Below are 24,113 nucleotides of genomic sequence, written 5' to 3' on the forward strand. Positions count from 1 at the left end.
AGTTTGCCTTCAAGCCCTCCGCACATTCCCTCACGAGCATGCACTGCCTGTCAGCTATACACTTCCGCCACTACGGCGTGTTTGGGACTTTCACCCTTAAGTTCGGAGCGCTGCCAAGCGCACAAAAGACGACCACTTAATTGTGATCGTCTCCAAATAAAAAATTTTGTAAAGCATCTTTATCGGATATGTACTGACCTCGATTTCCCACCAACGTTTCAAATATCCAATAATTCGTTTTCTTGAGGAAACTAATAAAATGAATACTGCTTTAAATCATTTACAACTTTATGATATTTTTTACACACCACACCCGGTACATGAATATTCAGTTCTTACTGTTTGACCTAAATAAACATTTTTACCCTTATAAACAGCATGGTCAAGTGATACCGCCTTTTTGGTCCAAAGGGGGTGTATACCTTTTGTATAGATCCAAACTTCTGAATAACCTACATTGGTTGGATATTTTTCGGATGCTGCATAGTTGTATGCCATTCCTGCACCCAAACTTGCAACGATACCGCCAATAATAGTCATACCCAAAGCGGCGGCCATGAGTGTTCCTAAAATCCCCCCCAGTGCACTGTATGTATAGGTGTCAAAATTTCTTTTTGCATTTACATTAACATATTTCGTATCATAATACTCCCAAGTACTCATTGTACCAACCTCAGTAGGTTGAATAATTCTGTCATTGAAAGTAATACTAGTGGATATTGGACTGCTTGGACCATCACTTATAGTTAATTCAAAGTGATGTTTTTCTCCATTAATTAAGAATTCATTTTCACCAACCTGCTTCACTACCTCAACTATTTCATCTGTAATAGCCACAAATGTGTCTTTATTATCTGAACTTAATATCATGCTTTTTTCACCATCTATTATTCCCGCATAGATAAGGTTTTTTCAATGTTTCCCAAAGCCTTCATGGCAATTTGTTCGTTCTCCTTAGATAATTCCTCGTTATTCACAGCCGTTTCAACGTTTAATGTTTCAATGTGATTTTCAATTACGCGTTTATCAACTTTGCTTAGGTTGTCCAATACCCCAGGGGATGCCCCCAATTTTTGACTTTCGGCAAAGGCAGGTGAGACATTATTGAACACTAATATTACTATTAATCCCACAAGAATAGTTTTAAATATATTAATTTTCAATTTTTCCACTCCTTTTATTTTGTTATACCCAAAGACAAAAAAACAATTAACTTGGTGCCCCCTCTCAAAAACTTAATGTATACGCTATGAATACGAGTCTATCATTCAGTTTCAATATTTTAAAGGTTCTAAATACTCATTTTAAATCATACATTTTATGTTATTATTATGGTAGATAGGTACAAATAGTCATCTGGACTTGCTTGTCTGGTTATAGATCAACTTTGTTGATTTAGAATTCGTACAATTGAAATAGCAAGCTTTTGAATATGAGCCTGTTTGCACAGGCGAAAGGAGTGACAATATGTCTAAAGATAAACAACAGTGGTATCCTAGTATAGTGGGCTTAGGTGCATTTGTGCTCGGTACTATTTTGAACTTGATACTTGGTCCCGACATTTATGTCATACTTGGTTTTTTAACTGCGGCGATAATATTAACTAGCGCAAATACTATCTATCTGTTTTACAAAAAAAAGAAATCGACGAGGAGACGGAAATAAACCCGTTGTAAATCCGCATTTTCCTGACGATCCCCCATAACTAAGACAAATTAATCTCTTGTTATTAGTTATTTTACTTTTGGGGGGAGTACAGGAAACGCAATACATTTGTGTTATTAGTCAGCTACCATTACACTAATTACTTTTTTCATAATAATTTCCGCCTCACTAGTCTGTACTCTCTATAATCATTTCCGAATAAATAAAAAAGCGCTCCACGGAACGCATATCAGTTGCTTCTTTCTGCTATCCTTCTAATAATTGCAAAAAATTCGCTTAAACCCGCTTACCCCTCACGTTTATTCACTCCTGCTTTTCTTACGATATTTCCAATAGCAGCTAAGCACCGAGGACTTCTTGTAGCATTAGACCACCTAATCTATAATCGTCATTTATGTAATGGAGTTGAATAGTTTTATTACAATTATAAAATTCGATATGCTCTAAAATTATAGCATCTAGGTATAAAGAATCACTAGTAGGTGAAACTCCACCACTAGTAGATTCAAATTATCCGGATGGTTATGATTATTTTCCCTAACAAAAAACCTCCAGAACTAAAGATCCGGAGGCAATTCTTATTGTATTAAATTCGTTCATTGCATAACCAATGCTGGTACTGTATCATCTAGACTGCTTACTTCTACATCCTTGTAGTAATACTTCACGATATCTTCGTATGTCTTTCCTTCTTTAGCCATTCCATTCGCACCGTATTGGCTCATTCCGACACCGTGTCCATTTCCTTTCGTCGTAAAAATCAGGTAGTCATTTTTTTGTTCGATTGTAAAATCGCTTGAGCGTAATTGAAGCTTTTCGCGTACTTCACGACCTGAAAAGGCGTTACCTGCGAGGTTTAATTCATCAACGCGATTACTTTCTGTTCTCGTTACATCAATAGTAAGCTTTTTTTCCGCTGGTAAATCAATTGCGAGTGCCTCTTCCACTTGCTCCAAGGAAAAGACTTCTTGGTCTAAATAGTATGGTGAGTCCTCATCCCACGGGCTTGGCACACTCCGTAAGTATGGTATTTCGTTCACATAGTAATCCTCGGAATTCTCGGTATACCCATTACTTGTCGAGAAGAACTGCGGATCAATAGGCTTATCCTTATACGTAATAATTTTCCCCTTTGTAGCCATAACCGCTTCGGATATTTTCTCCATATTCTTCTGATAGTTCTTGCCCCACTTCGCACGTAACTCAGCATCATCATTATAAACCTGATCTTGAATTGTATCCGTGACATTGGAAGCCGCTTCCTCTGTTTGGTACATCATTTTATTGACAATATAGGTTCTTGCTGCCAGAGCCTGAGCCTTTAATGCTTCTGTTTCAAATTCAATTGGCATTTCAGATGCCACAACCCCCATGACATATGTCTCTAGTGGTACATTTTCCACTACCTCACTTTGAGCTCGCATTACTGCAACTTCGACAGCCGAATCATCTACCAACACTTCTTCCTGTTCCGGTGTTTGCTTATGTTCAATAGATTGTGACAATACCTCTGTACTCGAGATAAATGGAAGAACAACTAATGTCGGAACAGCCAGAATGAGAAAAGATATACTGAACAGAAATAAAGCCGGATATTTCCATTTTAAGCGCCCTCTATTCATAGGAAGGGGCTTCATATTTGATACGTTCGACAACCGTCTTTGAAGAGATTGATACTTTGATGCAGCTTTTTTCTTTTTTAATTTCTGGATTTGTTTCATAGAATTTTTGCGATTTTTCAATAGGGCATCCTCCTCTTTTAGACTTTTTCATATCTAGTAATCCTATTATTAAACTTATACAGTTCGTGAAAATAATAGAACTAGAAATTAAAAAATCTACTGTTGAAAGAGTTAATAGGACAACTAACCAGGGGGGTGGGTGCATCTTTTCGGGTTCTGGGCACATCTTATCCTAAGTTGGGCTCATCTCTCCGGCGGGTGGGTCTATCTGACCTGGGGGCGGGCTCATCTTTCCGGGAGTTGGGCGCATCTTATCCTGAGTTAGGCTCATCTATCGGGCGGGTGGGCCTATCTGACCTAGGGGCGGGCTCATCTTTCCGGGAGTTGGGCGCATCTTATCCTGAGTTAGGCTCATCTATCCGGCGGGTGGGTCTATCTGACCTGGGGGGCGGGCTCATCTTTCCGAAGTTTGGGCCTATCTGATCCGAGCGCGGGCTCATCTTTTCTGGTTTTGGGCCCATCTGACCAAGGAACGGGCTCATCTCACTACCACTCGGGCTCATGTCCTCCAATTTCGGGCCCATCCTCCCCAGAAAAGAGCACCTCCCCCTAACCTAACACAGCCCCCCACCGTTACTACACCACAAAAACAGCATTATCTCATTCCACGCTGCTTCTCAATACTCAAAAAACTTCTTTTCCTATATACTAAAACATGTATAAGCATATTTCCCCATTATTTTCCACATCTCAGATTAACCTATCCTATTTCCCATGATGCAAGGTATCACTGGATAAGATTTGTAGCTCTCATTTAAAACTTGTCCTATATTAGCAAGGTAGATTCATATACTTTTATTACAAGATCAGTAGTCTTTTTATCTAACGGTAATGTTAGACATAAACACCATCAAATACGTCCAATTAACCATAAAGGAAAGGAGGCATTCGGATGCCATTCAAAAAGATACACGGTAGGAACGTTCATTATCAGCTGCATAATCCCTCTTCGAATCCTAGCACCGACGAGACGATCATCTTCGTTCACTCGAACGCAGTCGATTTGCGTGCCTATGATTCAATCCTCAAGAATTTAGACTGTAACTATTCCATTTTACGTTACGATTTAAGAGGGTATGGGAAGAGCGAAAATGATATTCCCATAAACGAGCTGACGATTCAACACTTTATTATGGACCTACATGATTTAATAGATGCCTTACACCTAAAGTCTGTCCACCTTGTAGGCTGGCAATTAGGTGCACTGATTAGCGCAGGCTATGCTGCTCAATTCCCTACTATGGTAAAGACGGTTATGCTGATGGCAATGCCATGCCATCCTCCACATATGATTGAAAGTATCCGTACTCATCGCAGGGAATTATCAGCAAATCAAAAGGAAATTCCCTTTGATTACCTTGAAGCTATGGCCACTACGTTACCAAAGGGACACCCAGAACTGAAACGGCTGCGGGAATATGCTAAAGGAATTGAATTTGAATTATATGTTAAAGTGATGGATCTAAGTGTAAGCGCTGATCCGATTACTCCTATCAAGCAAATTTCTTGCCCGGTGCTCATATTATCCGGGGCAAAGGAGAGGCTATTTCCGTTTCATTATTTAAAATTACATACCGTGCATATTCCGCATTGCCATCATTTAATCATTCCAAATGCAGCAAGCTTCATCGTTTTGGAGCAACCAAAATTGATTGCTCAAATTATCGATGACTTTGTCACAGAGCAGCATGATACACCCGCTATAAAAGATTCTTTTATCCAAGATTTAGGGGAATCGATGCTTGAGTATGTCAATCAAATTCAAAACGAATGGTTACATAAGCTCCATGCTCATAAGCAGCTGCAAGTTAAAATGCTAGGATATTTTCGTGTTACGATTCAAGGTAAGCCTAGTGAAGTCGGATGGAATAAACGATTTGCTAAACAATTACTGCTTTACCTGTTACTGAACCGCTCCACAACGAGGGAGAATATTTGTGAGGCACTATGGCCGAATATGCCGATTCAACAAGCAAGAGCAAATCTACGAGTATATTTATCTCATCTACGAAAGCTATTAACCATTCCTGATAGTGAGTACTCCTTTTTAATCATTGATGGTAGCCATGTATATCTTCAAGGAGACATCCATTGCGATGTAACCACTTTACTAGAACAAATTCGCGAAGCAATGAAAGAGCGCATACCGAGTATTCGGCAACAGCTTATTGACCAGCTAGTTCAATCTCTTCCTATAGATCTTATAGAGGATACTCAAGCCACCGATTGGCTATTAGCATGGCATACGCAACTAGAAGAAGACATCATCGAACTTGTTCTCTGGAATGCTCAGCAATACCAAAAGCAAAAGGACTATGATTCAGCAATTCACCAGTTAAAAAAAGCGTTACAATTTTCTCCGGATATGGAACTCTATCAATGCTTAATCGACATCTATGAGGAAATTGGAAATCTAGATAAAGCAATGAAATGGCGGCAAAGAATGAAGCAATTCGATCACCTTTGAGGAAAAAAGATAGGCAATTCCTTGGTACTGAAATGAGTTGAATAAAATGGCATAGATAGTAAGGGTACAAAAATGATTTATGTACCCTTACCCTTTGCCAGCCAGGGGGACATTGAAACTTTCTAAGTAAAATCCACCTCTCCCTCCTTCCAAATCGCTTACCTTACATTCACGATTGGTTCTCGGATCTGGCTTTTCTTCCCTTTTTCATGATATAAATGACAAGCTACATAATGATTCTCCTCTACCTCTTGCCATTCTGGTTTTTCCTTGCCGCAAATATCCATCGCTAATGGACAGCGGGTTCGGAACACACAGCCACTTGGTGGATTGATTGGACTTGGCAATTCCCCTTGTAGGATAATTCGTTCCCTTGACTCTTCGATATCTGGGTCTGGAATTGGGATAGCGGAAAGTAGCGCTTGAGTATAAGGGTGAAGAGGATTTTCATAGAGATGCTCACTATCCGTCAGCTCTACCATATTTCCTAAATACATGACACCGATCCGATCTGAAATTTGCTTTACCATCGATAAGTCATGTGCTATAAATAAGAACGTGAGCCCTTTTTCCTCTTGAAGTTCCTTTAATAGATTGACTACTTGTGCTTGAACCGATACATCCAGTGCCGAGATTGGTTCATCCGCTATAATGAAATCAGGGTTAAGTGCTAACGCGCGGGCAATACCAATCCGTTGTCGCTGCCCACCACTGAATTCATGTGGATAGCGGTTTGCATGGTCACGGTTTAATCCTACCTCTTCTAGCAATTGATAAACTCTCTCCGTTTGTTCTTGTTTTGTTTTATATAGCCTATGAACCTCCATTGGCTCCGCAATAACCTCTCGTACGGTAGAGCGTGGGTTTAATGATGCATACGGGTCCTGGAAAATCATTTGCATTTTTTGACGTAGTTGGAACATCTTCTTCTCATCTAATTCATGCACATTCTGTCCTTTAAACAGAACCTTTCCTTCTGTCCGGTTATAAAGGCCGATAATCGTTCGCCCAATCGTCGACTTTCCACAGCCAGATTCCCCTACCAGTCCAAAGGTTTCCCCTTTGTTCACATGAAAGGTGACATCATTAACCGCCTTTAAAACCTGGTTCTTTCCCAGGTCAAAATATTTTTTCAACTGTTTAACTTCTAATATCTTTTCTTCCACCATATTCTACACACCTGCCGATTCCCAATATCGTCTCGCTATACAGAGCTCTTTCTCGTATTTTGTATCTTTCAAACTAATAATCTCAATTCCTCTTCCAGTCATTGGCGAATGAATCATCTTTCCATCCCCATAATAAAATCCAACATGATGAATACTTCCTTTTCCTTCTTCATAAGCAAAAAATAATAAGTCACCAGGGAGTAGTTGGTCAAAAGGAACCTCCTTGCCAAATGCAGCTTGATCGGATGCATCTCTACTAATCTGATAACCATTAGCCTTATGCATATTATAGGCAAAACCAGAGCAATCATAGCCAAACGAACTCATACCACCCCAGAGGTATTGTAATCCTACATACGCTTCAGCTGCTTCTATCATGCTATCTCCATTCCCTTTAGGACCGCCTTTATCCGTAGGAAAGATTTCTACTACCTGCTTCGGTAAAAATCTCGAACCATCTGGTGTCATAACCTCAACCCGGTCACCCTTAACCTGTACCACTGGTAAGCACGTCATATAACTCAATTTAAGTAACTTTTCTCCCGATTCATTCTCTAACCAAGCATGCTTTTCCCGAATTACGGCAGTTTCTGGTCGAATCCAGGAGGTTTTAGATACTGGCTGCAATTGTTTCAACGGCACCCATCCTGGATACCCGTTCGAATCCTTTTTTGAAGGCTGGCTTGGTATCGTAACCTTTGCCCATTCCCCCTCTATTTCTGTAACAACAGCGATTTCCCCATATAGCAACTGTGTCTGTACACGATTATCATTACATAAGGCCACTTTTTCCTCGTTAGATAACGCCGCTAACCATTTTTCTATATTAGTTGGATTAGCGATTCCCGGTTGGTCTATTTCTCTTGTAGACTCGGGATTCGTCCAAACAGTTGCCACCTGAACTGTGGCAACATGGAATGAATCTGGTAATGGAAAATCTTGCTTAAACATACATCGTATCCCCTTTCCAAATGGTGATTTAGTGTTCCACTAGGTATTCTTCATTTAATGCTTTGATTCCTAATCCAGCTTCCTCACCGAATGAGATAGCGCTATCACTGTAGGTAATCCCACCTTGGATCAGGTCCGCCGCTAGCATTAATGGGGCGTCAAAATCATAATAGTGTACATTAGGCTGACTAGCAGCGAAATGTGCTGCAGCTGTAATACCAATTTTCGTTTCAATCATACTACCAACCATACACGTTACCCCATAAACATCTGCTAGTTTCGCTATTTTAATGGCCTCCTGTATGCCACCAGATTTCATTAGTTTTATATTAATTAAATCGGCCGCTCCTAGCTCTAAGACTGTCTTTGCATCACTTGCGGAAAAGACACTTTCATCTGCCATAATGGGAATCTGGGTATTATCGGTGACATATTTTAACCCTTGTAGGTCATGTGCTTTTACCGGCTGCTCGATAAATTCAATTCCTAATCCAAGCTCTTCCATCTTTTGAATGGCTCGGACTGCTTCTTTTGGATTCCAACCTTGGTTAGCATCTAACCGTATCGTAATATCCGGCCCTACACGTTTACGGATCGCTTGAATACGTTGGATGTCTTTCTCGATGACATCTTTTCCTACTTTTACCTTCAGGACAGAAAAACCATCCTTCACATATGCTTCTGCATCCTGCGCCATTTCTTCCGGACTATTAACACTAACGGTATAATCCGTTGCGATATTCGTTTGATAGCCTCCTAAAAATTGCCCAAGGCTCATATTGGCATGTTGTGCAATACAGTCATAAATCGCCATATCCACTGCTGCTTTTGCACTTGTGTTCCCAACGATGACATGATTCAGCTTTTCAAAAATCCGTTCTCGCTCTAGGCATGACACCCCGATTAGAGCAGGGGAAATAACGTTTGTAATCGTATAATGAATACTAGCTAATGTATCACCTGTAATGACATGGGTAGGTGGTGCCTCCCCATAGCCAATGATGCCATTATCACAGATAACCTTTACTACAATGGTTTCAGCCACTGTCACGGTTCTGAGTGCGGTTTTAAAAGCCTTCTTCAAAGGAATGGCAGCGCTAAACGTTTCTATTTGCTGTATTTTCATTATTCTTGAACCCCCGGACATATGGTTAAGGTTTTATTTACGGTATTCAAAGTCGCTTCTGTACCTAATGGAACAGCGAAGTGCGGGAAGCAATGCCCAATTTTAAAGCCTGTCATTACCGGACAATGTAAGTCACCCAAATAATATTCGAACACTTCTTTTAGTGATAAGGAAGACTTATCCTTAGGGTCAGCATTGGCAAAGTCCCCAATAACAATTCCCGATACTTGATCTAGTTTCCCCGCTAGCTTCAATTGATTTAGCATAGAATCGATTCGGTATGGGAGCTCCCCTATATCTTCCAAACAAAGGATTTTTCCATTTGTTTCAATTTCAAATTCCGTTCCCAGTGTACTCGTAATAAGGGAAAGATTTCCCCCTACTAATGCCCCAGTACCTTCTCCTTCTACTAGCACTTCGAGTGGCGCTATACGCTCGTCATAAACAAGGGTTATTGGATGAAATAATTGGCAAAAGGAGTTGCTAGATATTTCATCAAAACTCGGGTCTGCTATGTCAGAGGCGGGCATCGGTCCGTGAAAGGTAACAAGTCCGGTCTTTTGCCTAATCGCAGTATGTAAATAGGTAATATCACTATATCCCCACATAATTTTGGGATTGTCTTTTATTAACTCATAATCAATCGAGGCAGCTATTCTCCCGGTTCCATAACCACCGCGTGCAAAGATAATGGCGCTGACTTCTTTATCGGCAATCATATCATGCAAATCTCTAAGGCGTTGTTCATCTGTTCCGGCTAAATAACCATATGTTTGATTGATATATTTCCCTAGCTTCACGTTGAGACCTAAATTCGTGAAAAAAGGAATAGCTTGTTGGAGGCGTTTCATATCTGGAGGGCTTGCAGGGGCAACTACACCAATGGTATCACCTTTACATAACTTTTTAGGAAGTAGCATCTGAATACCTTCTTTCTGTATGTAGATAATGAATGAAAAAGGAGTAGCTCACACTATCAGTGAGCCAATCCTTCGTTAAAAAAGTTTACTTCCGAGAGCGTCAAATTGTGTACATAGCCATGCAAACAGAAGACGCGAGAGAAGCCTTCTCCTATATGCAATGCTTCGATTAAATCCTTCCCTTATCTGCTTACATCAACTATACACACAATCCCTTTTGCTTATTTCTTATCCGCATACTTCAAGTCAAAGTATCCAACAGGGTGGCGTAGGATTCCTTCCACACCATCTGCTTCTAGTACTACAGTATTGTAGTAACGAATCGGGAATGCCATCATTTCATCTGCTAGCATTTTTTCCGCTTCGTATAAAGCCTCCCAACGCTCTTCTTCATTGGTTGCGGATTTACCTTTAGCGATTAAAGCATCATATTCTTCACTAGAGAAACCAGTACGGTTCATGTAAGAATCCGTGATAAAGCTCTCTAAGAAGTTAACTGGGTCATTATAGTCATTGATAAACGAACTACGTGAGAATTGTAGTTCTAATGCTTGTTGGGCTTCAGCGAATACATTCCATTCCTGATTAGTTAATTCCACTTTCACATCTAAGTGTTCCTGGAACATCGATTGTAATGCTTCCGCTACCGCTTTGTTCGTATCACTAGTACTGTAAGTTAACGTAATTTCTGGAAGCTCATCATAGCCTTCTTCCGCCATACCTTCTTCTAGTAACTGTTTGGCACGTTCTGGATCAAACGGTACAAGATCACCATTTACATCACGGAAATCCTCTCCTGTTGGACTTGTATAACCAGGATTAATGAACCCAAATGCTGGTTCTACTCCGTTTTTCACAACGTACTGAGCGATGTCCTCACGGTTAACCGCATAAGCAAACGCTTGGCGTATTTTCTTATTTTGGAATGGTTCCATTGTTAGGTTAAAACGATAGAATTCTAATCCACCATATGGACCGATAAATACATTATCTCCATCAATTAATTGGTCTGAAAGCTCTGGTGGAATACTCGCTGTATCTAAGTCCCCACTTTGGAACATTTGATACTGGGTATTGGAATCGTTAATCATAGCAAAATGAACTTTATCTAGCTTCACGACATCCGCATCCCAATAATGTTCATTCTTGGCGAACACCATTTCCTCATCATGCTTCCAAGACTCCAATTTAAATGGACCATTTCCAACAAATGTATCTGCTTCTGCATGCCATTTAGGATTATCTTGTGCCACTTGATGGTTAATCGGGAAGAATGCAGGGTTTGTTAATACATCTAGGAAGAAACCAGTTGGCTGCGCTAACACAACCTCCAATGTCTTCTCATCCTTTGCTGTGACCTTTACATCATCAGCAGACCCTTCCCCACTGTTATAGGCTTCAGCTCCTTCAATAAAGTAACCTAAAAATGCTGCAGGAGAACCTGTTTCTGGATCAAGCATATACTTCCAGGCATATACAAAATCCTCCGCCACCACAGGGTCGCCATTCGACCATTTAGCATCTTCACGCAAATGGAATGTGTACGTTAGACCATCGTCTGAGATGTCCCATGTTTCTGCGGTTCCAGGACCTGCTCTATGGTCGCTATCTAGTCTTGTAAGACCTTCCATCAAGTTATTCAGTGGATCCCATGATACAGCATCAAATCCAATCGATGGATCTAATGATGTTGGCTCTGTGCCATTATTCAGGCGAAGTACTTTGCCATCTGCATCTGCTGTTTCGCCATTGTCATCCCCATCTGGCTCATCAACGTTTTCTGTAGGATCTTCTCCATCAGTATCCTCACTGGCAGTACATGCAGCTAACACCACTACTGTTAATACTGCAAACAATAGAAACAGAAACTTCTTCATCTTTTATCCCCCTTATTCATTAGTTTGTGACCATCTTGGCCAGTAATTTTTTTGCCCGTTCATCCTGCAACCAGCAATCCACAGTGTGTGAATCACTAATGGTAGTAGATTCCGGGTAAACTTTATTACACACCTCCATCGCAAAAGGACATCTTGCAGTAAACGGACATCCTTTTGGAGGTGAGAATAAATCTGGTGGTGTCCCATCGATTGGCTTTAGTTTTCCTTTCATATCCAAGCGCGGAACGGAGTTTAATAAGCCTTTCGTATACGGATGCTCAGGGTTATAGAAAATATCCCGCTTTGTCCCTGTTTCGATAATCTTTCCTGCATACATCACAGCAATACGGTCGGCAATTTTGGCAACGACCCCTAGATCATGTGTAATTAGGATAATAGAGACACCTGTAACCTCTTGAATCTTTTCAAATAACTCTAAAATTTGGGCCTGAATCGTTACATCCAGTGCCGTTGTTGGTTCATCTGCAATTAATAGTTCAGGCTCACAAATTAGCGCTATCGCGATGACAATACGCTGTCTCATTCCACCACTAAATTGGTGTGGATACTGTTTCATTCGTTCCACTGGATTAGGAATACCAACTAGTTCCATCATCTCCAGAGCGCGTTTTTTGGCTTCGTTATCGGATAGTTTCCGGTGTTGCTTCAAACCTTCCGTAAGCTGGGTTCCTATCGTTAAAGTAGGATTCAGCGCCGTCATTGGGTCCTGGAATATCATCGAGATATCTACACCGCGAACAGAACGCATTTGCTTCTCCGAAATGTTAGTTAAGTCTCTCCCTTTGAACTTGATTTCTCCAGCCGTAATTTTACCGGGAGGATTTGGAATTAGGCGCATAATCGCATTGGATGTAACGCTTTTCCCACAACCAGACTCTCCTACGATTGCTAGTGTTTCGCCTTTATTTAAATGGAAGTCCACACCTCTTACCGCTTGGACGGTACCTCCATAGGTTGTGAAGGTAACATGTAAGTTTTTTACTTCTAGAATTTTTCCCATCCCTACACCTACTTCCTTAATTTCGGATCCAGCGCATCCTGTAATCCATCCCCTAGAACATTAAAGGCAAACATCGTAAAGGATATAAAAAATGCTGGGAAGAATAATGTCCACCAATTTCCAGATAGGATGGCACCAAGTGAATCATTGGCCATCACACCCCAGCTCGCGTTTGGTGACGAAATACCTAGTCCTATAAAGCTTAAGAATGCCTCTGCAAAAATTGCCGATGGTACGGTTAAGGTCATTTGCACAATAATTGGGCCCATCGAATTCGGTAACAAATTCTTTCGGATAATCCGAGGTGTTTTCGTCCCAAATGATTTAGAGGCTAGGACGTATTCATAGTTTTTAATCTGCATGACCTGGCCCCGGACAATCCTAGCCATGCCGACCCATCCCGTGACGGTCAGGGCAATAATAATCGTTGATAAACTTGGTCCTAATACTACTAGCAACAAAATAACAACTAGTAAATAGGGAATCCCATATAAAATTTCAATAATACGCATCATGAAATTATCCGTACGTCCACCCTTATAGCCGGATATTCCTCCCCAGATAATACCGATAGTAACGTCAATAAGTGCCGCCATAAACCCGACAAAGAGGGAAATTCTCGCTCCATGCCATGTTCGAGTAAATACATCTCTACCAGCACCATCTGTTCCAAACCAATGCTCTAACGAAGGTGGCTGATATTGTTTGGATAATACTTGTGTATTAGCATCGTATGGGGAGATAATCGGTCCGAAAATAGCCATCAAGATTAATAGAATTAAAAATACTAAACCAGCCATCGCTAAATAGTTCTTCTTCAATCTGCGCCATGCATCCTGCCAATAAGAAAGGGATGGCCTTGCCACAACTTCTTGTTCACGCTTATTCTTTTCCCGCCATGTAAACCATTCATCTGGTACATTATCTCTTGAGAAATGTTGGGGATTTTGATTTGCTTTCATATTATTCCCCTTCCTTCTTGCTTACTTTAATTCTTGGGTCTAATATTCCATAAGCGATATCTACTAGGAATAGCATAATGATTAAAAATGCACTATAAAATACCGTCGTTCCCATAATGACAGGAAAATCTCGGTGATTAATACTCTCTACAAAGTATTTACCCATTCCTGGTATTGCAAAAATTTGTTCGATAACAAAGGATCCAGTCATAATACCTGCAACTAAGGTTCCCATTATCGTAATAACCGGCATCAACGCATTACGAAGTGCGTGCTTGAAGATAATTTTCCATGGTGGTAATCCTTTTGCACGTGCCATTTTTATATAATCCTGTGTCAGGACCTCGAGCATTGTTGATCTCGTTAACCTGGCAATGATCGCCATTGGCCCTGTCGCAAGTGCTATGACGGGAAGGACCATATGCATGGGGCTTTTCCAAGTCGCAACCGGGAATATCTCCCAATCAACGGCTAGTTTTTGTATTAAAATTGTTGCTAGTATAAAGTTTGGTATGGAAATACCCAGTACTGCAATCCCCATCGCTAAATAATCAATGACGCCATTATGCCGTAGTGCAGCAAGGATTCCTAATATAATTCCAGAAATAACCGCAACAATAATCGTAACAATCCCTAATTCAGCAGATATCGGAAACCCTCTTCCTAATAAATCATTTACCGTCTGATTCGGTTGTTTAATAGATGGACCAAAGTCTAATGTTACAATTGACTTCAAGTAGAGAAGATATTGTATATGATATGGCTTATCAAGATTGTAATGTCTCTCTAAGTTTTGTTGGACAATCTCATTGGAATTCCCTTCACTGTTAAAGGGGGATCCAGGGACTGAGATCATTAGGATGAATGTCAAGGTTATAATGATCCAAAGTGTTATGACCATGATGAATAATCGCTTTAAAATATATTTCAGCACTGCCTCCAACTCCTGTATCGATACGCTCAAATAAGCGCAGATAATGTAGATAAGCTTCTAAAAATAAGCTATGATAACTTGCCTCTCTTTATGAGATAATCCTAATTTTCTTGTTTAAGATAGTGATAGATTTCCAAACCAACTCTGCCAATCAGTTCTGGTGACTCTAGCTCATCCAAGCCACTCGTTAAAATGGAAGCAATAAATGTACGCTTCTCCACATAAAAGACGCCTATATCATGACGAATTCCGAATACATTACCTGTTTTATTAGCAAGCTCCCATTCTGGTAGAGCACCAATCACCGTATCGTCTGCTTTTGGTATTTTTACTGGTAACGAATCTCGAATTTGTTGTTTCTTCATAATATCTATCATGTGCTCACAAGCATAAACGGAAATAAACTTTCCTGTTACTAGATTTCTCAGCATATCTGTCATTTCTTGTGCTGTTATCGTATTTCTACCTTCACGATCTACTTCCATTGTCATCATCTTATGATAAAACCTACTCTTCTCTAACCCGATAGCTTCCATCGTTTCCTGAATATACTGCGTACCTACTAAGTCAATCAGCATATTCGTTGCCGTATTATCACTCTGGATAATCATCAAGGTGATTAAATCATAGATGCTAACATAAGTCCCAGGGGTCAAATACTGTAAGACACCACTACCACCAACAACATCCTCCCGTTTTAACTCCAATTGATCGCCAAGGTTAATCTCGCCTTGGTGACTTCGAGCAAAAGCTGCAATCATGATCGGTACTTTAATCACGCTCGCAGAATAAAAGCCTTCCTGCTCATTCATTCCCCAAGACGCATTCCGATCTAAATCGAATAATGATATCCCCCATTTGCCTCCAGCTTGTACTGTAATTTCACGTATTCGCTCCGTAAGCTCCTTCAATACTATTCGCCCCTATTATGCATATTGTGTATAGTAAGCAAGCTCAATCATAACAAGTAGTGCTCGATAAGCTTCCAAAATATCGTTAGCCTGATATGTTACAATTGTCGTTCCAGGAATAATTTCCGTTCCCGGCATCATATGCGCCAATTCCGCGGCACCATAATTGACAAATTCTATCTTTAGGACTGGATTGTCCGGCGGAAGTAATGGTTTAACCTGATGACGATTTTCAATGGCTTGTTTAACCTTTTCTTGTAATAGTTCCCCTGCTTTTTTCGGTGTAAGGCTTTTTGTAGCAGATCTGGAAACGGCTTCCTTCACAATCACTGTCGTTATATTCGGAATTAGTTCTTCTGCTTCTTTTGCCGTTTCATCATCCCCTGACACCAACAGCACCGGTACACCATGGTATCCTGCAACCATCGCATTCATTCCTATTTCTCCAACCTGTTTATCGTTTATATAGAAATTCCGTACCATATGTATCATCGAGTGTGACATTACCCCTGGCATACCTGCTCTTGTATGGTAGCCAATAAACATCGCCCCACTAAAACTATCATCCAAACCATGCACCATGGAATACGTTTTAATTCCACCTGTAATCAGCTGTGCTTCTGGGTGGAGCTGGTCAATTAGTATATTATTCATTTTCATATGACTATCATTAACTAGTACTTCACCACATCCAGATTGAAATGCAGCATCGACCACATAATTCGTTTCATCGGTCATGATTTTGCGAGCACGTTCATAATTATGCATGGAAGCGCTAACAAACGTGTAATCTGGTAAACCTGTGATACCTTCCATATCGACTGATAGATAAAGTTTCATACTATGTCCCCTTTAGATGTTTTTATTAAATTATATGATTGGATTTGATATAGATGATTGGATAATGGAGTAGTGTCAAATAACAATAGGAAAATAACGAGCTTTGGGAGGAGAAATCATCATGTAGTAGTGGCAAAACTCGACATTTTCCCTTACGTAAGTTAGGTTAATATGATAATATTTTACCTTTTATATCATTAAATTGCAAGATAATTTATAATATTTATCATTGTTCCAATTAATGGAATATGCTGGTCTTATGGAGGGATTTTTAGAAATAAAAAAGTGAAGCACAAAATCAGGTGTGCTCCACTCTATTAATCTCTCGTATTTAATTAAGATAACTCTGCTACATATTTAATTTCATGTGGTTTTACGATATCTCCGTTTTCATCTACACGTTCAATATCGGCACCAAGGCTTGCTAATTTTCCAGCAAAGTTTACATAACCACGATCTAAATGCTTCAGTTCTGTTACTCTTGTTAAACCATTCGCACGAAGTCCAGCAAGAATTAATGCAGCTGCTGCACGTAGATCGGTTGCAGCTACTTCTGCACCTTGAAGTTCTGATGGTCCGTCGATAATAACATTACGTCCTTCAATTTTCATTTTCGCATTCATGCGGCGGAATTCTTCCACATGCATGAAGCGATTTTCAAATACAGTTTCTGTAATCACACTTGTACCATGGGCACATAGCATTAACGCCATCATTTGTGATTGCATATCGGTTGGAAAACCAGGATGTGGTAACGTTTTAATATCTGTAGCTTTTAAAACATCTGGACCGATAACACGGATGCCATTCTCTTCTTCAAAGATGGTTACACCCATTTCCCCTAGTTTAGAAATCAACGGTCTTAAATGCTCACTAACGGCATTCTCAATTAATACATTTCCACCAGTAATTGCTGCTGCAATCATGAATGTACCTGCTTCAATACGGTCTGGTATAATAGAATGAACCGTGCCATATAATTTCTCTACGCCATCGATTCGAATGGTTTCCGTACCTGCACCAACAACTCGCGCACCCATTTTATTCAAGAAATTAGCTAAATCAACAATTTCTGGTTCCTTTGCAGCGTTTTCAATAATGGTTCTACCTTCGGCTAATGTCGCTGCCATCATAATATTTTCGGTAGCACCTACACTAGGTACATCAAGATAAATCTTAGCACCTTGCAGCCTACCGTCAACCTCTACCTCTACAAAGCCATTTCCAACATGGACTTTAGCACCCATTGCTTCAAAGCCTTTTAGGTGTAAATCAATCGGTCTTGAGCCAATTGCACATCCACCAGGCATAGCAACATTTGCATGGCCATAACGTGCTAATAATGGACCCAAAACAAGAACGGAGGCACGCATTTTTCGAACATACTCAAATGGCGCTTCCGTCTTTAATTCCTTTGAAGCATCAATCAACACTTTATTATCTTCAAACTGAACATCAGCATTCATATTTCGTAGCACTTCATTAATTGTATAAACATCAGCTAGAGCTGGGACATCATGAACAACGCTAGTTCCCTCACTAGCAAGAATACTCGCAGCAATTACAGGTAGAACGGCATTTTTCGCACCCTCTACATGAACATTACCATTCAATTGCTGTCCGCCTCTTACGATGATTTTATCCATATTCCAAATCTCCTTCAGATCCAATTTCCCTATATTAATATTCATTTATTAGGATAGGTGTTCCAATCGTGTATTGGACATCACCATTGCCAAGTATCTCTGTAACAATTTGTACATTTACCGGCGTATCCTGAATGGTAATTTTTCGTCCCCAAAACGATGTATACCCATATATATATTCTGCATTTTTCGTTGATTTTATCGTGTCATATTGTTCCTTTACATGTTGCAAATTGAATTTTTCAATAAAAAAATCCGCAATATAACCATTTTCCATTATATCATCAGCCATAGTAGTCATACAAGAGAATATTTTAATATCATCTGTGAAATATTTCTTTGTTAATACCGACAATAATTGCATATAAGATGATTCCATTTCCTCGTTCCATGAGGTTCCATTAATTGTTATCACTAATTCTGATTTATAATGCTTGTCTTTGGGGAAAATCACACTATAATTTACGTTTATATCATGTTTTTTTTGAGTGTTTGTTGCTAAATATATCGTACTGTTTTCATTTTCTTGTTTTGTGATGGAATGGCTAGTACTTAGCTCTTGTATAAGTGCTTCTAATCTTTCCACTTCAAGATGTTCTTTTAATGTTACTTGCCACTCCTTAATTGCTAAATTATTCTCTAACATAAAATCAGCAATATCTACTAATTCGTATTGTTCCTTTTCAACCGCTAAGGCTGTATTAGCATAAAATAATACAATTAGACATATAACTAAAGCTTTCTTCATAAGTAAATCCCCCTTGTTCAACTTACCATCAGTATGAACAAGAGAGAGACATTACATACATTGTTTTTAATAGTTTAATAGATTTGTACAACTTCCTATTTTAAAGAAGATAAGAAAGATCTAGTGACCACTGTAAAAACTCTAAGAAGAACCTACTCACACCAGTACCAATCACAATAGTAAGGAATAGAATTAATATTCTTGCTTCCATCCCTCTCCCTTTGCGAATTAAAGGCTCAAAATTAATGGTCTGTATGAGTCGCCATGTAATGTATATGAAAATAATATGCGAAATAATACTCATCATTGCAATTTGTCCAATTGACAACATAATAACCACCTTTAGCATTAGTTTCACTCTATTAGAAGATGCCATGTCTTCCTTAAAATGTCAACTGAATTGAAGTGCCTTCGTTTCTTCGACAATATAGAATATTTCAGTCAATATTTTTTGCATTTCCCGGGAAATATCGACAAATATGCTGAACATTTTTTTCAATTTTGTTTGGATATAGTTAGAGAAGTTTTTAATCTAAAAATTTTGGTTGGAGATGTTAGTAATAGATGGTTTTCATACCATTTTAAAACTTAAGGAAAACCTCAACTAGATTGCAACGCTAATTTAATTAAGGTTAGGGTAACCAGACAGGTGATACAGGGATTTCTATTACTAATATGGTCAATGACAACATGTAAGCCCCTGGATTAAGTCAAAGTGGTATCTTAACTAATATCAAAACCCCCCACTCTAGTAGTAGGGGGTTTTTCATATATATTATCTTTGAGCAACGTCCAATCGGTTCGCTGCTCTTCTGAGTGCTAATTCTGCCCTTACTCGATCGATATGATCTTCTTTTGATTGAAGACGGCGTTCTGCACGTTCTTTTGCTGCTTGAGCACGTGCAACATCAATATCTTGAGGTCTCTCTGCAGATTGAGCAAGAATTGTTACTTTATCTGGACGAACCTCTAAAAATCCACCGTTAATAGCTAGCTTGTCTTCACCTGAATCACGTTTAAGGCGAACGCCTGAGATTGCAAGTGGAGCAACCAATGGAATATGCCCTGGTAAAATACCGAGTTCACCATTTTCTGCTTTACAGCTAACCATTTCATACGTATCTTCTAAAACAGGGCCATCAGGAGTAACAACACTCACAGTTAGTGTTTTCAATGTAACCCCTCCTAGAGACTTACGGGGGAGAATCCCCCTTTAGCCTACATATTATTCCATGCTTTTCGCTTTTTCTACTACTTCTTCAATACGACCAACTAGACGGAATGCATCCTCAGGTAAATCATCATATTTACCTTCTAAGATCTCTTTAAATCCTTTTACAGTTTCTTTTACTGGTACATATGATCCTGGTTGACCAGTAAACTGTTCTGCAACGTGGAAGTTCTGTGATAAGAAGAACTGGATACGACGAGCACGAGCAACCGTTAATTTATCCTCATCTGATAATTCATCCATACCTAGGATAGCGATGATATCTTGTAATTCACGGTACTTTTGCAGTGTAGCCTGTACTTCACGTGCAACTTCGTAATGCTCTTGGCCAACAATCTCAGGGTCAAGGGCACGAGATGTTGATGCAAGTGGATCCACCGCAGGATAGATACCTTGCTCAGAAAGCTTACGATCAAGGTTTGTTGTTGCATCTAAGTGAGCGAATGTTGTAGCTGGAGCCGGGTCAGTATAGTCATCGGCTGGTACGTAAATCGCTTGGATTGATGTAACAGAACCTTTATTAGTAGATGTAATACGTTCTTGTAATTGACCCATTTCTGTCGCAAGTGTTGGTTGGTAACCAACGGCAGATGGCATACGGCCAAGTAGGGCTGATACCTCTGAACCTGCTTGTGTGAAACGGAAGATGTTATCGATGAATAATAGTACGTCTGCACCTTGTTCATCACGGAAGTATTCCGCCATTGTAAGACCAGTTAACGCAACACGCATACGTGCACCTGGTGGTTCGTTCATTTGTCCGAATACCATGGCAGTTTTTGCGATAACGCCAGAGTCTTTCATTTCATAGTAAAGGTCGTTTCCTTCACGAGTACGCTCTCCTACACCAGCGAATACGGAGATACCACCATGCTCTTGAGCGATGTTGTTGATTAATTCCTGGATTAATACGGTTTTACCTACACCGGCACCACCGAATAAACCGATTTTACCACCTTTAATATAAGGTGCTAATAAGTCTACTACCTTGATTCCCGTTTCTAGAATCTCTGTTTCAGTAGATAGTTCTTCAAATTTAGGAGCAGGACGGTGAATTGGATCTAAACGGATTCCTTCTGGAAGATCTGGATCCAAGTCAATTTTATCTCCTAATACGTTAAATACACGTCCTAATGTTACTTCACCAACTGGTACAGAAATCGGTCTACCTAAGTTCTCGACTTCCATTCCACGTTTAAGACCATCTGTTGATGCCATCGCAATGGTACGAACAGAATTGTCACCTAGATGAAGAGCAACTTCTAGTGTTAACGTTCCACCACCATTTGCTTCATCAAGTTGGACTGTTAATGCGTTATAAATTTCAGGAAGCTTGTCGTCATCAAATCTTACGTCAACGACTGGTCCCATTACTTGAGTAACGTGTCCTTTGCTCATCGATTTCCCTCCTAACTTACTTTCCTTAAGACTATTCTAGGGCGCTTGCTCCACCAATAATCTCGGTAATTTCCTGTGTGATTGCTGCTTGGCGAGCACGGTTGTAAGACAAGGATAAATCATCGATTAAATCAGATGCGTTATCACTTGCACTACGCATTGCCGTCATACGTGCAGCATGTTCACTTGCTTTTGCATCCAGTAATGCACCATAGATTAGACTTTCAGCGTACTGTGGTAAGAGCACTGCTAAAATTTCTTCTTCCCCTGGTTCATATTCGTACTGGCTGCTAGATCCAGCAGTATTCATATTTTCAATTGGCAATAGCTGATTCGTTGTAACAACTTGAGATATTGCACTTACATAATGGTTATAGATAATCACTAACTTATCAATTTCTTCATCACTGTACATTTGTACGGTTTCAGAAGCAATCTCTTTAATGAATGCAAATGACGGCTGATCTGGAAGACCAATAATACTTTTAGCCATTGGAAGATTGCGCTTCTTACAGAAGTCAACTGCCATTCGTCCGATTGCAATAATCGTATATTCATCAGAAGATTTGTGATTTTGTTGAATTGTATTGTTTAAATTACGTAAAATGTTCGCATTATACGCACCTGCTAAACCACTATCCGCAGTGATGGCAATATAACCCGTCTTTTTCACTTCACGTGTTTGGAGCATCGGATGAGTTGCATCGGTATTTTTAGCAATGTTTGCTACAACCTCTTGCATCTTTTCACTATAAGGAACAAATTTCTTCGCATTTTGCTCTGCTTTGTTCATTTTAGCTGCCGATACCATTTCCATCGCTTTTGTGATTTTTTTCATTTTCGTAGTTGAATCAATACGCTTTTTAATATCTCTAAGTGATGCCAAGCTCTTTCACCACCCTTTCGTAGGCAGAGTGCAGGAGGTAAAAAGCTTAAACGTTTCGGTAAACCCCTAAGCTTTTTACTCTTCACTCTTAAAGGTATTTATTAATTGTCAGATGTGATAAATGTCTTTTTAAATGCTTCAATTGCACTGTTTAAATCTTCTGTTTCTGGTAGGTTACCAGTGTCGCGAATTGTAGCAAGTAACTCTGGTTTATTAGAATCTAACCACACATTGAATTCAGACTCAAAACGAGTAATATCTTCAACTGGGATATCATCTAAGAAGCCTTTTGTTAGTGCGTAGATAATCATGACTTGATATTCTACTTTAAGTGGCTTATGTAAGCCCTGTTTTAATACTTCTACTGTACGTGCACCACGGTTAAGCTTTGCTTGTGTTGCCTTATCAAGGTCAGAACCGAACTGTGCAAATGCTTCTAGTTCACGGAATGAAGCAAGGTCTAGACGTAATGTACCTGCTACCTTCTTCATCGCTTTGATTTGTGCGGAACCACCAACACGTGATACCGATAGACCTGCGTTAATCGCTGGACGTACACCAGAGAAGAATAGATCAGACTGTAAGAAAATTTGTCCATCTGTGATGGAGATAACGTTAGTTGGAATATAAGCAGAGATATCTCCTGCTTGTGTTTCAACAAATGGTAGTGCAGTTAAAGAACCGCCACCTTTTGCATCACTAAGCTTCGCTGCACGCTCTAATAAACGAGAGTGTAGATAGAATACATCCCCTGGGAATGCCTCACGACCTGGAGGACGACGAAGCAATAGGGAAAGCTCACGATATGCTGCTGCTTGCTTAGATAAGTCATCATATACTACAAGCACATGCTTGCCATTGTACATAAAATCTTCACCCATTGTTACACCTGCGTATGGAGCTAGGTATAATAGTGGTGCCGGGTCAGATGCACCTGCAGATACTACGATAGTATAGTCTAATGCACCATAACGACGGAATGTTTCAACTGTTCCACGAACAGTGGATTCTTTTTGACCAATTGCAACATAGATACAAATCATGTCTTGGTCTTTTTGATTCAGGATTGTATCAACTGCTACAGTTGTTTTACCTGTTTGACGGTCCCCAATGATAAGCTCACGTTGTCCACGTCCGATTGGTACTAATGCATCAATCGCCTTAATACCAGTTTGTAATGGCTCATGAACGGATTTACGATCCATTACCCCTGGAGCAGGAGATTCGATTGGACGAGTTTTCGTCGTTTCGATTGGCTTACCACCATCAATTGCTTGCCCTAATGGGTTAACAACACGACCAATTAGCTCCTCACCAACTGGTACTTGCATGATACGTCCTGTGCGACGAACTTCATCGCCTTCTTTAATTTCTGTGTAAGGGCCTAGGATAACGATACCGACGTTAGACTCTTCTAAGTTCTGAGCCATACCCATTACACCATTCGAGAATTCAACAAGCTCTCCAGACATGACATTGTCAAGACCGTGAGCACGTGCGATACCGTCACCAATTTCAATAACTGTTCCGACATCACTTACTTCAATATCTGAATCGAAATTTTCGATTTGCTGTTTTATCAGTTTACTGATTTCTTCAGCTTTGATGCTCATACCATT

General features: G+C 39.9%; 21 protein-coding genes. 1 reads left to right on the forward strand and 20 read right to left on the reverse strand.

Annotated features, from left to right (window positions below):
* Positions 1-300: 300 nt before the first annotated feature.
* The 3 genes from AAIB49_RS04530 to spoIID form a co-directional block, all read right to left on the reverse strand.
* The gene (locus AAIB49_RS04530; protein WP_343457329.1) at positions 301-870 is read right to left on the reverse strand and encodes a hypothetical protein; all 570 of its coding nucleotides are present in this window, start codon (positions 868-870) and stop codon (positions 301-303) included.
* Between the two features lie 17 nt (positions 871-887).
* Positions 888-1,163, reverse strand: a complete 276-nt coding sequence (locus AAIB49_RS04535; protein WP_343457330.1) for a hypothetical protein — start codon at positions 1,161-1,163, stop codon at positions 888-890.
* A gap of 1,098 nt (positions 1,164-2,261) precedes the next feature.
* Complete coding sequence (gene spoIID, locus AAIB49_RS04540; RefSeq protein ID WP_343457331.1) at positions 2,262-3,407, reverse strand: stage II sporulation protein D; 1,146 nt, start codon at positions 3,405-3,407, stop codon at positions 2,262-2,264.
* An 892-nt stretch (positions 3,408-4,299) separates the two neighbouring features.
* Here spoIID and AAIB49_RS04545 point away from each other — a divergent pair.
* Positions 4,300-5,874: an alpha/beta hydrolase gene (locus AAIB49_RS04545; protein ID WP_343457332.1), complete on the forward strand. Its 1,575-nt coding sequence runs from the start codon at positions 4,300-4,302 to the stop codon at positions 5,872-5,874.
* A gap of 158 nt (positions 5,875-6,032) precedes the next feature.
* Here AAIB49_RS04545 and AAIB49_RS04550 read toward each other — a convergent pair whose 3' ends face one another.
* The 17 genes from AAIB49_RS04550 to atpA form a co-directional block, all read right to left on the reverse strand.
* The gene (locus AAIB49_RS04550; protein WP_343457333.1) at positions 6,033-7,043 is read right to left on the reverse strand and encodes an ABC transporter ATP-binding protein; all 1,011 of its coding nucleotides are present in this window, start codon (positions 7,041-7,043) and stop codon (positions 6,033-6,035) included.
* A gap of 3 nt (positions 7,044-7,046) precedes the next feature.
* Positions 7,047-7,994 carry a C40 family peptidase gene (locus AAIB49_RS04555; RefSeq protein WP_339213173.1) on the reverse strand — a complete coding sequence of 316 codons (948 nt, stop codon included), beginning with the start codon at positions 7,992-7,994 and terminating at the stop codon, positions 7,047-7,049.
* A 28-nt stretch (positions 7,995-8,022) separates the two neighbouring features.
* Entirely contained in the window at positions 8,023-9,120 is a 1,098-nt protein-coding gene (locus AAIB49_RS04560; protein ID WP_343457334.1) for a dipeptide epimerase, read from the reverse strand.
* Positions 9,120-10,040 (reverse strand): S66 peptidase family protein, encoded by a 921-nt coding sequence (locus AAIB49_RS04565; RefSeq protein ID WP_339213169.1) that lies wholly within the window; start codon positions 10,038-10,040, stop codon positions 9,120-9,122. Before AAIB49_RS04565 ends, AAIB49_RS04560 begins: the two co-directional genes overlap by 1 nt.
* 221 nt (positions 10,041-10,261) lie before the next feature.
* Positions 10,262-11,917, reverse strand: coding sequence for a peptide ABC transporter substrate-binding protein (locus AAIB49_RS04570; protein ID WP_343457335.1), 1,656 nt, complete (start codon positions 11,915-11,917; stop codon positions 10,262-10,264).
* Positions 11,918-11,936: 19 nt separating this feature from the next.
* A complete protein-coding gene (locus tag AAIB49_RS04575; protein WP_343457336.1) occupies positions 11,937-12,938 on the reverse strand; it encodes an ABC transporter ATP-binding protein in 1,002 nt (333 codons plus the stop codon).
* 8 nt (positions 12,939-12,946) lie between these two features.
* Positions 12,947-13,900, reverse strand: coding sequence for an ABC transporter permease (locus tag AAIB49_RS04580; protein ID WP_339213163.1), 954 nt, complete (start codon positions 13,898-13,900; stop codon positions 12,947-12,949).
* 1 nt (position 13,901) lies between these two features.
* Positions 13,902-14,834, reverse strand: coding sequence for an ABC transporter permease (locus tag AAIB49_RS04585; RefSeq protein ID WP_343457337.1), 933 nt, complete (start codon positions 14,832-14,834; stop codon positions 13,902-13,904).
* Positions 14,835-14,935: 101 nt separating this feature from the next.
* Complete coding sequence (locus tag AAIB49_RS04590; protein ID WP_343457338.1) at positions 14,936-15,745, reverse strand: serine hydrolase; 810 nt, start codon at positions 15,743-15,745, stop codon at positions 14,936-14,938.
* A 15-nt stretch (positions 15,746-15,760) separates the two neighbouring features.
* A complete protein-coding gene (locus AAIB49_RS04595; RefSeq protein ID WP_343457339.1) occupies positions 15,761-16,585 on the reverse strand; it encodes a M55 family metallopeptidase in 825 nt (274 codons plus the stop codon).
* Between the two features lie 335 nt (positions 16,586-16,920).
* Complete coding sequence (murA, locus tag AAIB49_RS04600) at positions 16,921-18,231, reverse strand: UDP-N-acetylglucosamine 1-carboxyvinyltransferase (protein WP_343457340.1); 1,311 nt, start codon at positions 18,229-18,231, stop codon at positions 16,921-16,923.
* A gap of 34 nt (positions 18,232-18,265) precedes the next feature.
* Positions 18,266-18,979: a YwmB family TATA-box binding protein gene (locus AAIB49_RS04605; protein WP_343457341.1), complete on the reverse strand. Its 714-nt coding sequence runs from the start codon at positions 18,977-18,979 to the stop codon at positions 18,266-18,268.
* 100 nt (positions 18,980-19,079) lie between these two features.
* Entirely contained in the window at positions 19,080-19,310 is a 231-nt protein-coding gene (locus AAIB49_RS04610; RefSeq protein WP_211741210.1) for a DUF1146 family protein, read from the reverse strand.
* 444 nt (positions 19,311-19,754) lie between these two features.
* Positions 19,755-20,153, reverse strand: coding sequence for a F0F1 ATP synthase subunit epsilon (locus tag AAIB49_RS04615; RefSeq protein ID WP_339213154.1), 399 nt, complete (start codon positions 20,151-20,153; stop codon positions 19,755-19,757).
* Positions 20,154-20,204: 51 nt separating this feature from the next.
* Positions 20,205-21,608, reverse strand: a complete 1,404-nt coding sequence (gene atpD / locus AAIB49_RS04620; protein WP_343457342.1) for a F0F1 ATP synthase subunit beta — start codon at positions 21,606-21,608, stop codon at positions 20,205-20,207.
* Positions 21,609-21,639: 31 nt separating this feature from the next.
* Entirely contained in the window at positions 21,640-22,494 is an 855-nt protein-coding gene (atpG, locus tag AAIB49_RS04625) for an ATP synthase F1 subunit gamma (protein ID WP_186868334.1), read from the reverse strand.
* 101 nt (positions 22,495-22,595) lie between these two features.
* Positions 22,596-24,107, reverse strand: a complete 1,512-nt coding sequence (gene atpA, locus AAIB49_RS04630; RefSeq protein WP_211741129.1) for a F0F1 ATP synthase subunit alpha — start codon at positions 24,105-24,107, stop codon at positions 22,596-22,598.
* Positions 24,108-24,113 lie beyond the last annotated feature (6 nt).

It is taken from the genome of Ornithinibacillus proteolyticus (genome assembly GCF_039581225.1).
Lineage (GTDB): Bacteria > Bacillota > Bacilli > Bacillales > Amphibacillaceae > Ornithinibacillus > Ornithinibacillus massiliensis.